The organism is Pseudarthrobacter naphthalenicus, assembly GCF_029076445.1.
GTDB classification, from domain to species: Bacteria; Actinomycetota; Actinomycetes; order Actinomycetales; family Micrococcaceae; genus Arthrobacter; species Arthrobacter naphthalenicus.
In genome coordinates this window covers 164,280-178,613 of record NZ_JARESG010000009.1, presented here as the reverse complement: position 1 = coordinate 178,613, position 14,334 = coordinate 164,280, and the positions used below count along the sequence as shown (strand labels likewise).

Below are 14,334 nucleotides of genomic sequence, written 5' to 3'. Positions count from 1 at the left end.
GCCGTCTGCGACTTCGCGAGCACCTCCAACAAAGCACGCTGGGAATCAGAAACCACCAAAGCAGGAGCAATGTTCGCCATGACACAAGCTTAACGCTCAAAGCATCAACTATTTTGGAGACACACCAGTAGTAGCTGTCGGCCGCGACGGCCGCCACACTGAGCTTCACCGTTGCACCCGATAGCGTGAAGTCCTGCCCCTCCGCGAGTTCCTCCCCATTCTTGACCAGATAAAACGACTCCCCAGGCTCATGCCATAGACCAAGCGAGGTCTGTCCGACGGCAAGGTTCCCGCGAGAAGAGTCGAAGTACTGGTAATCGCCAAGCACCCGACCGCCAATAATGGATGCACGGGTCTCAAGGAAAAATGCACTCCCGGCCCGTGACCCTTCGACCGTGACTCCGACAATTTCAGGGCCATTAACCCACGTCTGGGTGTGCAGTCCCCTGGGGACTGCGGGGCAGTCCCCAGTGCTTGGGCGTGCCCACACCCCGCTAGTTGTGCACCACCGGACATGTCCGTTCGTAGAAGTGGTAGGGCCGCCTGTGTAGAGGGCAAGACCCACACAGTCAAAACCTGGCTTTCCTTCGATGTAAAAGTTTGTAAGTGTCGACCGCGCCGTGGCAGCCCGTTTATCCACCCCATTGGCAATTCCCGACGAGAGCGTAACCCCATATGTCCGGAAGCCGGTTGTGCCGAAATCCCGGGCAGTGATGTTTGAGACAGTGGCTTGCCCACGGATGTCCAGCGCAGACGCGTCCGTCAACCGAGTGCCCCACCGTTCACACAGTATGTTGTCGAGGAAGACACCGTCGGTACCGTTGTTTAGGTAGTCGATCGGACCGTGCCGGACTTTGTGGTCAATGCAATCATCCCCAACGTCGTGAATCCACAAGTCCTGATAACGCAGATTCTGCGGTGAACCGTACTGGTATCCGATGCCATAGTTTCCCATGTCGCATATTTCAAGGTTTCTCAGCGTGACATTACGGTTCATGTGCCCCGCAAGCTTCGTGGTGGAGACGAAGACTCCGTGAACGGTAGTAGCTGCCCCCGGCCCCTTGATCGACATGTCATGAATGCCGCCATCGGAGAAGTCGAGGAGCTCAATAACCATGCTTGGTCCCGCTGTGAGCCTCCGCAGAGTGGTGACCCCGACTCCGTCCCCAGACATTGTTACCCCCGCCCGCAGGATGATGCATGAACGGGCGGTTTCGTAAAAGATCTTGCCTGTGGATTTCTTGCTGATTCGGATGATGCTGTCGACGGATGACTCTGGCTCCCTGTTAATGCTGAGGTTATACACGCCGCGAGGTAGGTGGACGCGGCCACCGCCGGAAGCGTGCGCGGCGTTAATTGCCGCCTGAATGGCCTTGGTGTCTGATCCGGTACCGTCGCCGCTGGCCCCAAAATCCTTCACATTGAAGACATATTCCCCGGTCGGGTCCTTGTCGCCCGCGGCGGCGCGCACCTTACTCGTTCCCATACTCGAGACGGAAGAAGCGCCGGTGAAGGCAGCTGCTAGGGTTCCCAACGTTATAAACCGACGACGCCGAACCCCAGCCTGAAGCGGGACAGACGATTCGGAATCTCCAGCATTGTTACTCATCGCTGCGCCTCACCAAGACTGACCGAGCGACATCGAGGAGTAGTGGGCTAAGCATCAGCACGAGCCCCTCCGACTTGGGATTACTAGTCACTAGAGGGTATTTGCTAAGCCAGTTATCGGCCACAGTGGAGGCTACCCGTTTTATGATGCTCAAACTACTTACCCCAATGTTGAACACCGGCGAAGTATCCCCCACTCTGCTGAGCCAAACCCACACCAAGGAAACCCTCACAAGTAAGGAGCCATGCAACTCGGGGGCAGACACTCCAGTCCTGAGCGCCAAACTTGAGTAGCGTCAACTCCAAATGAGTACTCACTTGAAATAAGACGCGTAACCATCACTGTGGCTCCGCACCTCCAGGCCAAATAACTTCTGGATATGGCCATAGAGATTCATAGCGGAGACCAGGCGCCAGCATCGCCACGCGTTTCTATCGTGAAGCGCCGAGAGCTTCTCCGATTAGGATCCCTTGTAACGGCGCTCACGGGAGCTTGCGCCGCCGCCGCTATGGGTGCCGACCGCGCCCAGGCCGCACCCGGCGATAAAACGGGAGCCGCCACCTATATCCCAATGGCTGAGAAGGCCGCGCCGTCGGGCGTCGCAACCTTGGACGCATCTGCAAAGATCCAATCCGCCCAATTTCCGGACCTGTCCGCCACTTATCTTCCCAAATGGAAAGCCAACACGGCATACCTTGCAGGCGTTCAGGTATTGGCACCGACCGGCGAAACTGTGACCGCGAAATCGGGCTTCACTTCAGGCGTGTCTTACTCCAGCACTGACTGGACCACGCCAACCCGCCTAGGCATCTCACCCAAGGACCATGGTGCTGTCGGTGACGGCGTTACAAACGATTCAGTAGCAATGCAAGCCGCCCTGACCGCAGCCGCCAAAGGCGGGGTACTCAACCTTTCGGGGGCTATCTACTACATTGGCAACACCCCACTGGTGGCAACACTCAGCGGGCCGCTGACCATCACGGGCGGCGGCGTCCTTGTGTGGTCGTCCGGGTCAGGAATCCAGCTGAATCAAAACGACGCTAAACACACCGTAACCATTGAGGGAGTGTCACTCTACACACGAGCAGCCGGTGCAGGTGTGGCACTCGAAATTATCGGCACCATTCAGAATACGACAGGCGCCAACCTCCGCCCCCGTACCAGAAGCCGGGGATCAATTACACGTGTCAACATCGGCGGTGACGCAGGAACGGCCAATGACGGATGGGGGAAGGGCATCCGTCTGGTAGACATAATGAACTTCACAATTAACCAGGTACACGTAGATGGGTACGCTGGCCCCAAGCCATATGACTATGTCTCTACGCACGGGATCGAAATGGTCACCAACCCAGCGAATGCGCAGGCCGTAGACGTAGCAATCTCGCAGTCATATGTCTTCTTCACGCAGTATGGGCTAGACGTTCAGGGTTATGAAGGCGTGATGGTCGACCAGTGTATCTTCATCGGGGTTGGGACAGGATTCCGCTTTGACGCAGTTGACGCTGGAACACCGCTCGTCACGTTCACGAACGGTCAGATTGCTTTTATCAATAGAGGCTTCGACTTTACGCGAACCAACCAAGGCGTGATTAGTGACAGTCTCATTTACACATACTCCAGCAGTGGTGGAACCTCTACCGGCACGGGAGTCTGGTTGCAGGACGTGACAAGTACACGGATCACTGGTTGCACCTTTGTCTCCAACATCGGACTATTGACCGGCGTCTCAATCTCGGGCGCAAGTATCCTCAACGTTGTTGAAGCGTGTACCTTTTATGCAACTATCACAAACCCTGTAAACCTCAGCGCCTTAACCTCAAAGAACAAGGTCCACAACCTTATTCTCGGTGGCACGTCCCAGGTGATCATAAATGCGGCCGGAGTTGCCAATCAAATTCAAAGTGAAGCTACGCCTGTCCAACTTCAATATGCGCCCACGGGTGCAGTGGCCCAGACGATGGATCGCCGTAACCTCAGCACAGCCTCGCTCGCAGCGATCAGGTCAGGAACCATGCTCATGACCGCCGTATGGCTCCCTGCGGGTACCGTGGTCAAATCAGCAACCTTCGTCAGCGGCGGAACACCCGCCAGCGGATTCATAAACCGGTGGTTTGCCCTCTTCGACGTGAACCGCAACCTGCTTCGCACCACAGCCGACAACGCAACAGGTTGGTTGCCAGGTACTCCTCTGACTATTCCGTTCACTGCCACCTACACGGTGCCCACAGATAGGCTGTGCTACGTCGGAATCTGTGAAGTTGCGACGATTCCAACGGTCCTGCGTGGCTTGTCATCGTCACCCAATACTCTCGGACTTGAACCAATCCTGTGTGGCAACGGCTCCGCAGGGCTAACGAACGCCGCATCTACACCACCCCGAGGCCCAGCACTCACGGTCAGCAGCAACCTACCCTACGCTTACATTTCATAGGGGAACCGCCACATCACCATCAAGGACGCTGCCGGGAAACTGCGAAAGATCCTAACAATTGCCTGATTCCCCGCCGCGGCTCCTCGAACTCAGGAGCCGCGGCGGCCGGCCCAAGGAATTCGAGCGGGATGTCATCGAAGGACGCCGTGCGTGACCATGCGATCTCCTTCCGAATCTTCCGGGCAGGGATACCGCCGTAGGACGAGTGAGCATCGATCTTGCCGCCGGCTATCGACGCCTGGCCGATGATGGTACCGGCGCCGATCTGCGCTCCCTTGTTGATCCTCGAGCCGTTGCCCAGCCAGACGTGCGGGCCGACAACGATGGAAGCGGGCGCTCCAAGGCGTTCGCGCGTGTTCCGGTCAAATACTCCGTGACCGTCGTTAGTGCGCAGTACCACACTGCTGGAAATCATGCAGTCATCCCCGAAGATTACGGACTGTTCGCGGGGCGACACGATGATGGTCACATGTTCTGAGGTGCTGCCGGCACCAAGAATGACGTAGCAATTGTCGCCTTTAATCCGAACAACTAACCGGCGCATCCGGCAGTTGTCGCCAATGAGAATTCCACTGTTCTTCCCAATGACCTCGGCATCGAGGTGCGCATGCGAGTTCGCGCCAATCCATATCCCGGACCGGTCGCCCGATACCCGGACCTTCGGCGCGTGAAGGTCTGCCCCTGGGCGCCCGAAAATGCCCGGCTCGCCGTCGATGCTCTCATAACCGGAATAGCTGATCGTGCAGTGGTCATGGTCGGCGACGAGACGCCTGGCGCGCTCGGGAATGTCGAGAGTCATGGATCGACCATAACGACCCTCGGGCATTAACCCAAATGAATGTACTTAGAGCAATTTACGTCACATGAACCTGCACCCGCATGATCCACCGCCTAGCACCCACCCGAAGGAGCAGCCGCACCGCAACCTGTAAAGTGCCCACCTTGACGCTTTAGTAAAGGTCTTCCACGGGTACATACCCGCAGCCTCTCAGCGCTCCGCGAGTACGCTCCCCGGGTTTACGATCTCATCCGGTACGAACCGGAGGAACCCGGCTACCGCCCCTCGCCGCAGACGCGGTGGTCAAAGGTGAGCGTCAGTTCGGTAGTCGCTGATGGCGTGGGTCTCTGCCCAGTTGCTCCGGTGTCCCCTGTCCTTCCCGTATGACGGCGGTGACAGGCCCAGGCGGGAGATTATGGTGTTCGAGGACGTGGATAGGCTTTAGTACGTGTGCAAGGGGCGTCCACCGCACACCGACTTGATTAACTCCAGCGTTCCAAACCGGCGAAGAAGCGCGCTTAAGAAGTACATCCGGACGGACTCCGAACCAGGCCTTGTGCTGCACGGACTGACGGCGGCTAATCATCCCAATTTGAATTTTACGGCCTAGCGGTCGATTGGATCTGCAGATCGGTTACGACTGCACACCTTCGTGCTCCCTCACCCAAGCCTGGGCGCGCTCGTAGTCCTCAGGGGTGTTGATCTCGATGCTGCTGCTCACGGCGGCGCGGGCGAGGATGACAAAGCCATGTTCTAGCGCGCGGAGTTGCTCGAGATTCTCGGCCCGCTCCAGCGGCGTGGGCGACAGCGTCGGGAACTGGCGTAGCACGTCGCGACGGAAGGCGTACAGCCCTAGGTGCTGAAGATACGGGTGGGCGACTCCGCGCGGATTCGCCGGGATGAGGGAACGAGAGAAGTACAGTGCCCGGCCGTGCGCGTCGGTGACAATTTTGACCGTGTTAGGATCGTCGGCGAACTCCGGCTGGAGCGGCATCGCCACCGTCGTCATGTCTGCAGTCTCGCCCTCACGGAACGGGGCAAGCAACGCGCCGAGCGCGGCTTGGGACACGAAAGGCTGGTCCCCCTGGACGTTGGCGACTACGTCGTACTCTCCCTGCATCAAGTCGGCGGCTGCGGCGACCCGCTCGCTGCCATTGGCCAGTGACGATGACGTCATCACGGCACTGCCGCCGAACCCCTGCACGGCATCGAAGATCCGCTCGTCGTCCGTCGCGACGACGACGTCGTCGAACTCGCCGCTGGCAATCGTCGCATCCCACACCCTCTGCACGACGGTGCGATCGCCCAATTTGAGCAGCGGCTTGCCCTCGAGCCGGGTGCTCAGGTAGCGGGCGGGAATCACGGCGAGAGCTCGCATGGATGAATATCCTCAATGGTCGGGAATTGGAGATGCAGTGAGTCTAGTACGATACGAGCATGTCAAGTACCGTGGCCGTCGGGCCGAACATTGCCGTGTCCAATGACCGCCCCTGCGTGATCTTCGGTGGGATCAACGTCATCGAAGACCTCGATTCGACGCTCCGGGCAGCGTCACGCTATGTCGAGGTAACCACCAAGCTCGATATGCCGCTGGTATTCAAAGCATCCTTCGACAAGGCAAACCGCTCCTCGGTGGACTCCTACCGTGGTGTTGGGCTTGACGAGGGGCTAAGTATCTTCGCCGCCGTCAAGTCGGAGTTTGGCATCCCCGTGATCACTGACGTCCACGAGCCCGAGCAGGCGGCGCCCGTCGCCGAAGTGGCGGACGTCCTGCAGCTTCCGGCGTTCCTCGCCCGCCAGACAGACCTCGTCGTGGCGCTCGCGAAGACGGGCCGTCCCATCAACGTAAAGAAGCCTCAGTTCTTGAGCCCTCGCCAGATGGCCCACATCCAGCGCAAGTTGGCCGAAGCGGGCAACGAGCAGGTGATCCTCTGCGAGCGCGGCTCACAGTTCGGCTATGACAACCTCGTGGTGGACATGCTCGGCTTCCGTGAGATGGTCGAGGCGTGCGACGGTGCGCCCGCGATCTTCGACGTCACGCACAGCCTTCAGCGCCGCGAGGCCGGTGACGCCGCCTCGGGGGGACGACGACGTCAGGTAGCCGAGCTCGCCCGCGCCGGCATGGCGCTCGGCCTCGCCGGGTTGTTCGTCGAGGCGCACGCAGACCCGGACAACGCACGGTGCGACGGCCCGAGCGCGTTGCCGCTGAGCTCGCTCGAAGGGTTCCTCGGGCAGGTCAAGGCGATCGACGACCTTGTTAAGTCGTTCCCCGCGCTAGACATCGCGTGATCGAGCTTGTCCTGTTCGATGTCGACGGTGTGCTCACTGACGGAACGATCTGGATGGACGGCTCCGGCAGGGAGGCGATCAAGGGCTTCAATGTCCAGGACGGGCTTGCCGTCGGGCTCCTGCATGCGCATGGGATCCGCTGCGGCGTGCTGTCGGGCAAGGCAAGCGCGCCGCTCGACGCGCGGGTCAAGCAGCTCGGCTTCGACGTCGCGGTAACCGGCACCCTGGGCAAGTCCGAGGCCCTCATGGCCATTACTGCGGAGCAAGGGATCTCCAGCGAAGAGGTCGCGTACGTCGGCGACGACGTCGTCGACCTACCGCTCGCGGGTATCGTGGGCCGGTTCTACGCCCCAAGCGATGCACACCCCGTCGTGCTCGCCGTCGCCGACGTCGTGCTCAATCGCCCCGGCGGGCATGGCGTGGCCCGCGAAGCTGCGGAGCATGTGCTCGCAGCACGCGGGCTGAGCCTCGAGGACATGTACAGACCCCTAGTAGAGACGATGACGAGCAGCCATGTCGTTCAGTGACGCCACAGTCAGCACACCGCGAAAGCACGCGGAAGCCGGCCGCAGAGTACTCCTCGCAGAGGCTCAGGGCGTCGCCGACCTCATCGAACGTGTTGGCGCTGATTTCGACGCAGCAGTCGAGGACATCCTCATGTCCGCTGGACGCGTGATCGTGTGCGGAATGGGAAAGTCGGGCATTATCGGCCGCAAGATCTCCTCTACCCTCGCGAGCACGGGCACACCGAGTTTCTTCATGCACCCGGCAGAAGCGCTCCATGGCGACCTCGGGATGGCCACGAATACGGACTACTTCCTTGGGATCAGCAATTCCGGCGAAACCCAAGAGCTTGTCGCTCTGCTGCCTTTCCTGCTCGACAACGGCAATCGGATCCTCGCGATGACGGGGAACCCCGCCTCGACCCTCGCGAGTCACGCGACATTCCACCTGGATGTCTCCGTTGCCGAGGAGGCATGCTCGCTCAACCTCGCGCCGACATCTTCCACGACGGCAGCTCTCGCGATGGGTGACGCGCTCGCGGTTGCACTCATGGAAGCGCGCGGCTTCGCACCTGAAAACTTCGCCCGCCTGCACCCCGGGGGAGCGCTCGGGCGGCGTCTGCTCGAGCGTGTGAACGACGTGATGATCACCAAGAAACTCCCGTGGACGGAACCGTCCGAAGGCATCCTTGAGGTGGTCCGCAAGATGTCGAGGAGCCAGCTCGGCATCGCACTCGTGGCCACGCCCGACGGCACAGCGATCATCACCGACGGCGACATTCGCCGCGCCGTGCAAGCCCACGACGACGTGTTTTCCCTCATTGCAGCAGACATCATGACCGTGGGGCCCTTGTCCGTAGCGCCGACCACACGCATGAATGACGCCCTCGCGCTGATGGACAGCCACCGGGTCTCGTCGCTGCTCGTCGTATCAGGCGAGGACGTGCTGGGAGTGGTGACCAACCAGCCCGCTCCTCGTGGCTAACTCGTCCCGTCCGAACGGGTCTCGATGTAGTCAGTGCCTGAAGTAGCCCCTCAACTCGTCGTCGGTCATCGTGCGGTCGGAGCGGTAGCGGAAATCCTTCGCGTCGCGCCCGGCTCCGTCGTTCATCGTGGATTGGGACACGACGGTCGCGAGGGTGCGGTCGACGTGGAACGCGACAATCGACTCGAAGAACTGTACTGACCACACCCGCAACTCCGGGTCCTCGTCCTCGACGAACGCGGAGAAGCGGTGGTTGACGCCGTGGACCAGATTGACGGCCCAGCTCACGAAGGAGGTGTCGCTCGGGCCCCCGAACTCCGTCATGTACGACGTGTGCGTATCCTCGACAATCAACAGCCCGTCGTTCCGGATGTGGTCCAGCGCGGACGCCGCGGTGACGATCTGCTGAGGATACGTGTGCCCGCCATCGTCCAGGAGGATGTCGACGTCACCGACCTGGCGGAAGAAGTCCTCCCAGAACTGCGGGTCGGTCTGGTCGCCGATGTGGATTTCGAAGCCGTCCTCGCGCAGCCAAACAGCCTCCGGGTTGAGGTCGACACCGATGATTCGGGCATCTGAACCGAAGAACTCACGCCACATGTACAGCGAGCCTCCGTTGAGGACCCCCACCTCGACGATCACAGGGGCCTTGCCTATGAAGCGAGAGAACAGATGGTCGTAGACGGAGAAGTACGTGGTGTGCTTCAGGCTCAAGAACGGGGCCGCGTCGTAGCAGGCCCTCGCTCTTGATCCGGTGACCGATCCTAGCTGGGGTGAGGCGGACCAATTCGCCTCATGATTACGTTCATTCGTCAGCTGAGAGCGACCGCTCATTTCTTCCAACGCCGCCAATGCTTGCACCGCATTTCGATACGGAAGCCGTTGAATCAGATCATGATCGAGGTTCCACCATTCGGAGGCTAGCAATCGCTGACGAATGTCTTCGTCGAAGCGATACCCGATGTGCTTGGCAGGCACCCCTCCTACGATCTCGTAGGGTGCGACGTCCTTCGTCACCACAGCGTTCGCGGCGACTACGGCACCGGTGTTGATCGTGACGCCCGGCATGACAACGGCTTGGGCTCCGATCCAAACATCGTGGCCGATTCGCGTCGTCCCTTTCGAGGGAATCCGCGGAGCGCTGCCATCTGCTTGGCCATATCCCATAATGCCGGGAAACCACGCATTGTTGACTGTGAAACCGTGTGTCGAAAGCCCAGTCAACGGATGCGGAGCAACACCGATCTCAGCACCGCGCCCGCAGCTGAAGTAACGACCGACCTCGACGCCGCCGTACACGACCGTCCCCACGTTGAGGAACCCGAAGCGACCGAGCGAGGAGCCAGCGTGTAGCTCCGCTCGTGGCTGCAAGCGTACGGGGTGTTCTACTGCGCCAGCGCACACGGCGGTGCGATCAATGTATGTCGCCCGCTCTCCGTCCCCGTCAGTCACCACGCCAATGCCCCTCGCGCGCGCGCCTTGCGCGCCGCCAGCTTCGCCGCCAGGGCGGCTTCCATATGCTCATGGATCGTCACCGCGAGGGGCTGGAGGTCAGTGACGAGGGGCTCTGCCGGGTCGACGGGTGCACCGATGATCACTCCCCCGTCGGCCAGCGCAGCGTGGCCGAACAGCCGTTCCACCAGGTGGGCCAAAGCACCGTCGTTCGCGCCGGTCTCCTCAGCGAAGCTCGTCAGGGTGAGGGCACCCTGTTCGACGAGCGGGCGCAAAACGTTCGGCCGGGCCCAGAACATCGTCCCAGCGAAGAACCCTTCCGCGGGGGTAGCCCCGAGGAGAGACTTGCCCAGTTCTCCCCTGTCGTGGTAAGGGTACTTTGCGAGGGAGACGTAATGCGGCTGCGGTCCGACCTCGTGGACAGCCGGGTCCGTGCGGAAGGCGTCGAGAATCGCCGCCACGCGCTCGGGGCTGCCGAGCAGAGCGTCTAACGCCTCGCCGCGCCACAGCTCACCGAGATCGCGGCGCAGGCGGCCGGCGTGGAAGTAGCCGGCTTTGGTCTGCAGGTGCAGGATCGCATCGTAGTCATGCTCGAGAACTGCGGGTAGCACGTCGAGGAACGGTCCGATGTCGCGGCCGCGGTTAACCACCGGGTAGAGCAGCGCGTTCGGGTAGACCGCGCGCACCGACTCCGCGATCTGACGGTTGCCCCAGTCAGGCATCGTCACCACGAGGTCGAAACCCTCCGGTATGTTCGCCAGGGATACTAGGAGCTCCGGCACGAGGTCGCAGTAATACATATGCGCGACGACGGCCACCTTGTGGCCTCGAGTGCCTAGGCCACCCCGGATCGCGGCGAGGCTGGTCTGACGGCGAGCTTCGGCGTCAGGGTTTAGGGGGAAGTCGAGAAAGTCCGGGATGCCAGCGAACAGCGGCTCAGCGGCGGAGACCAACTCATCGACCAACTGCTCAACCGAGCCGATGTTCAGTCCACGCCGCGGCTTGCGTCCTTCGCGGAGACCGTAGCGCGCCCAGTGACGGACAGGATCCATCGCCGCTTTGGCCACATCACTGTGTGTGGTGAGATAAAACGTCTCGTCAACTATTCCCGCGGCGCGGCCGTACTTCTCCGCGGTCTCGGGATCGGCGAATGCCGTCCGCAGTGCGTTGCGGAAGCTGTCGCCGTCGGCTGCACCAATCAGGGCGAGGAGTCTGCGGGCCGGGCCGGTGAACTCTGTGCGCGAGAATTCGGCCGACCTCGACTCGATCGCGTGGGGGCGCGCCGCCGGCAAGACGGGGACTCCAAACTCGCTTGATCCAGGGACGGAGCCGCCACTCACCATTCGCGCGCGGGCCTGGTGTTCCCGGGCCAGGCTGAACGTCTGGTACATGCGCTTCGCGATGGCGACAGCGTCGCCGTCGTCGCCACGGCGCGCCGCGTCGATGGTGACAGCGATGCTCTGGAACGCGGGGAAGTCGCCGCGAACGGTGTCACTGACCATGTAACCGCCGAACATGAAGCGGCGCAGAAGACCGATCCCGTGCCGATAGGCCGCCAGGTCGAAGGAGCCGGAGATCGCCTCCTCGAGGTCGGGGAACAGGCCCGCCGGCTTGTACACAGCGTCGCCCAGCACCGAAACGACCTTGTCGTAGTAGAGCGACTCGAACCCCACTGAGCTGTTGACCGTCACCACGAGATCGGCCAACGCGGCCAGCTGGGCATTGTTGTACACCCCCTTGGTGGCGTCCAGCCACACGACGTCGTCTGCCCAGGGCCGCAGGGCGGCCCGGGCGAGGGAAAAGGCGGCCTGAGAATTGTGCCGGTGCTTGGCACTCGGATGAGTCTTGATGACTGTCAGGTAACCGGCCGCGGCGAGCTTCGGCACGACGTCGAGCACGACCTCTTCGACTGTCTCGTACTTGGAGAAGCGCAAGAGGTTGGCATCGTCGTGGAGCTGGAGCGGGAGGAACGCGATCTTCTGGGTGGCGCCCAGGATCCGTGTCGACCAGTCCCCGCCGGCGAGGGGAAGGAACTGCTGTTCATAAGGCAGGGCCTCCAAGTTCGCCGAGTAGCCGTAGAGCGCCTCGGCGGCCGACATGGGGTTATCGCCGACGATCCCGCGCAGGTCGTCCACCGACAGCCGGGGGACAATCGCGCTGCCGTTGGTGCCGAACGGATCCATAAAAACAGTCTCAAGGAACGGTGCGCGGGTGCACCCGAGCTCCATCGCGATGCGCGTCACGGGGCGCTCCTCGATAAACTTGGTCACGGCGCCGTTCTCACCCCAGTGGACGATGATGTCGTACGGGAATTCACTCCAGACGCGGCGCAGTACGCCGACGTAGTCCTCGGCGACATCGCCACCGGCCATCAGGCTCAACCACGCCGGGATGCCCTCGGTCTCCCAGTCGCAGCGATGCCTGGCGAACAGGGCTTCCTCAGCGGGACTCGCCCGGATGAGGCGATTCTCCACTCCGGCCAGGCCCTCATCCCCGATGGCGCCCAGCAGGGCACGCGTCGCATACATGCGGACGTCGAAATCCGCCGTGGACCCCGCGAGCAGCGGAAGGAAGTGCCGGGCCACATCCTTGAATATCGTCTGGCTATTCCGGATCGGGTGCGGCTCGACGTAGATCAGAACCCTCATGCTTCACTCCAAAATTTCGTCAAACCGTCCACGTGGGAGGTGCTGCGCAGCAACTCGAAGTTCTCGGCCGCCTGCGACTTGAAGTCTACAGACTTCACGGGAGCAGACAGGGCCTCGTACCAATCGTCGAGCGTCTCCATGAGCCCCAGACTCTCTGATTCGATGGCCTGCATGTCCGGGATCGGGCTGGCGAGCAGGCGGCAGCCCGACAGTGCTGCCTCGAGGAACTTCACGCGCGACTTGCATGCGTTGAAGTCACTCATCTCCAACGGGGCGATCACCGTACTGCACAGCGTCATTAGCCCCGGCAGGCGCAGGAAGTTCACCACGGGTGCCGTGCTGACATTGGGCAGCGCAGCGAGTGCAGGCGGGACCGCAACCGGCCCGATGATCATCAGCGTGAACTCGGGATTCTCCATGAGCACCCGATGCAACGCCTCGGCCACGACCGGAAAGTCCCGGTCGTGGCTTTTGGTTCCCGCGAAGTAACCGATCGCCGTATGCGGGCGCGGCACGAGGTGCGTCCCGAGCTCCTCGTGGATGGACAGTACCGACGGCGGGATGATGTTCGGCACGACGTTAACGTCAGCGTCCGGGTTCCACTCCATGACGCGATGCGCGAGCGGCGTTGTCGAGGCGGTCACCTTGTCGAATTCGCGCAGGCCCGAGAGGTTGCTCGCGAATGCCGCGATGGCCCGCTCGTGTGTCAGCGTGCCGTTCTTCGCTGCCGAGGACTGAAGGGCGATCTCCTCGTCTCCGAAAATGAGGTCGTCGTAGTCAGCGATGAGGGACTTGCCGTAACTGCGCAGACGACGGAGGACCGGCAAGAAGTTCACGCGGGCCTTGTTGGGCCGGTGAAAGACGTAAACGTCGTAATCAAAATTCGGGTCTTTGTAGAATTGCGCGGCCGAGTACACGGAAACGAAGTTGCCCTGGCCAGCCAGCACCTCTGCAGGGTGGTAGCACCGGTACCGCACCGATGGGTCGTTAATGGGCCGCTCGCTCCGGCCAGTTTCGGAGACAAAACAGATCGACGTCATCCCGCGAGGCTCCAGTTGCCGTCTCGGCGCCCCGCGTCACAGGTATCGGAATTATCCTCGGCCGTGGCGCGATCGACGCACACGTTCCCATCAGCTATTAGCACGCATCCCCCTCAAAGTCGTATTCAGCAGCGCCTCAGCTTAGCGTACGAATCGCCTTGGGTTTGTTGGAGGCCTTGATCGCATGGCAAGCCTTCTGAACCGCGGATAGGTATGATTCTGCTTTTCAAACAAGCAGTGGCCCAGCTCAGGTTCCATCGTTGGCGGCACCGACTTTTGTCGGGGTTCAGATAGCATGGATTCTCGTGGAGGCGCTCATCCCGAGTCCCCAGCAGGATTTCAAGCAGAACTAGGGGGCCGAGTATGCAAGGACCTATATACGACAATCGACATGTCGGCCAGAGCCGGCGACCCGCAGCACTGGAGTAAAAACAAATGCGGGGATACAAGGCCCACACCCAGGAATTGGACTTGGCACCTATTACTCTCTCGGCTTAGTGAATCACGTGCTCGTCTCGTTGGCTCGGGAGCGCAAGCACGGCTGCGAGCGCGAACCTGGTGAACGAAAACCAATGGAAAGCGAACGGCATACTCAT

At 61.3% G+C, this 14,334-nt stretch carries 10 protein-coding genes; 4 read left to right on the top strand and 6 right to left on the bottom strand.

What is annotated here, in order from left to right; genetic code table 11:
- Positions 1–1,609: glycosyl hydrolase family 28-related protein (locus tag PY310_RS11235; protein WP_275214457.1), on the bottom strand; the 1,609-nt coding region annotated here is incomplete at its 3' end.
- A 379-nt stretch (positions 1,610–1,988) separates the two neighbouring features.
- Between PY310_RS11235 and PY310_RS11230 the strand changes: the two genes are divergently transcribed.
- Positions 1,989–4,043, top strand: a complete 2,055-nt coding sequence (locus PY310_RS11230) for a hypothetical protein (protein WP_275214456.1) — start codon at positions 1,989–1,991, stop codon at positions 4,041–4,043.
- 19 nt (positions 4,044–4,062) lie between these two features.
- Here PY310_RS11230 and PY310_RS11225 read toward each other — a convergent pair whose 3' ends face one another.
- Both PY310_RS11225 and kdsB read right to left on the bottom strand, forming a co-directional pair.
- Positions 4,063–4,842 carry an acyltransferase gene (locus PY310_RS11225; RefSeq protein WP_275214455.1) on the bottom strand — a complete coding sequence of 260 codons (780 nt, stop codon included), beginning with the start codon at positions 4,840–4,842 and terminating at the stop codon, positions 4,063–4,065.
- A 613-nt stretch (positions 4,843–5,455) separates the two neighbouring features.
- On the bottom strand, positions 5,456–6,199 hold the full coding sequence (gene kdsB, locus PY310_RS11220) for a 3-deoxy-manno-octulosonate cytidylyltransferase (protein ID WP_275214454.1): 744 nt from the start codon (positions 6,197–6,199) through the stop codon (positions 5,456–5,458).
- Between the two features lie 59 nt (positions 6,200–6,258).
- Between kdsB and kdsA the strand changes: the two genes are divergently transcribed.
- The 3 genes from kdsA to PY310_RS11205 are packed head-to-tail and all read left to right on the top strand — an operon-like array spanning position 6,259 to position 8,598.
- Positions 6,259–7,110 (top strand): 3-deoxy-8-phosphooctulonate synthase, encoded by an 852-nt coding sequence (gene kdsA, locus PY310_RS11215; RefSeq protein ID WP_275214453.1) that lies wholly within the window; start codon positions 6,259–6,261, stop codon positions 7,108–7,110.
- On the top strand, positions 7,107–7,637 hold the full coding sequence (locus tag PY310_RS11210; RefSeq protein WP_275214452.1) for a KdsC family phosphatase: 531 nt from the start codon (positions 7,107–7,109) through the stop codon (positions 7,635–7,637). The genes kdsA and PY310_RS11210 overlap by 4 nt, the downstream gene beginning before the upstream one ends.
- Entirely contained in the window at positions 7,624–8,598 is a 975-nt protein-coding gene (locus tag PY310_RS11205; protein ID WP_275214451.1) for a KpsF/GutQ family sugar-phosphate isomerase, read from the top strand. The genes PY310_RS11210 and PY310_RS11205 overlap by 14 nt, the downstream gene beginning before the upstream one ends.
- 30 nt (positions 8,599–8,628) lie before the next feature.
- Here PY310_RS11205 and PY310_RS11200 read toward each other — a convergent pair whose 3' ends face one another.
- The 3 genes from PY310_RS11200 to PY310_RS11190 form a co-directional block, all read right to left on the bottom strand.
- On the bottom strand, positions 8,629–9,897 hold the full coding sequence (locus tag PY310_RS11200) for a DapH/DapD/GlmU-related protein (protein ID WP_275214450.1): 1,269 nt from the start codon (positions 9,895–9,897) through the stop codon (positions 8,629–8,631).
- Positions 9,898–10,046: 149 nt separating this feature from the next.
- Positions 10,047–12,698, bottom strand: a complete 2,652-nt coding sequence (locus PY310_RS11195; RefSeq protein ID WP_275214449.1) for a rhamnan synthesis F family protein — start codon at positions 12,696–12,698, stop codon at positions 10,047–10,049.
- A complete protein-coding gene (locus tag PY310_RS11190; protein ID WP_275214448.1) occupies positions 12,695–13,738 on the bottom strand; it encodes a glycosyltransferase family protein in 1,044 nt (347 codons plus the stop codon). The genes PY310_RS11195 and PY310_RS11190 overlap by 4 nt, the downstream gene beginning before the upstream one ends.
- Between the last annotated feature and the right edge of the window lie 596 nt (positions 13,739–14,334).

Bases quoted from the DNA above. Each gene is read 5' to 3' on its own strand.
- PY310_RS11195 (WP_275214449.1), bottom strand. From the start codon at position 12,698: ATGAGGGTTCTGATCTACGTCGAGCCGCACCCGATCCGGAATAGCCAG.
- PY310_RS11205 (WP_275214451.1), top strand. From the start codon at position 7,624: ATGTCGTTCAGTGACGCCACAGTCAGCACACCGCGAAAGCACGCGGAA.
- kdsA (WP_275214453.1), top strand. From the start codon at position 6,259: ATGTCAAGTACCGTGGCCGTCGGGCCGAACATTGCCGTGTCCAATGAC.
- PY310_RS11225 (WP_275214455.1), bottom strand. From the start codon at position 4,842: ATGACTCTCGACATTCCCGAGCGCGCCAGGCGTCTCGTCGCCGACCAT.
- PY310_RS11230 (WP_275214456.1), top strand. From the start codon at position 1,989: ATGGCCATAGAGATTCATAGCGGAGACCAGGCGCCAGCATCGCCACGC.
- PY310_RS11190 (WP_275214448.1), bottom strand. From the start codon at position 13,738: ATGACGTCGATCTGTTTTGTCTCCGAAACTGGCCGGAGCGAGCGGCCC.
- kdsB (WP_275214454.1), bottom strand. From the start codon at position 6,199: ATGCGAGCTCTCGCCGTGATTCCCGCCCGCTACCTGAGCACCCGGCTC.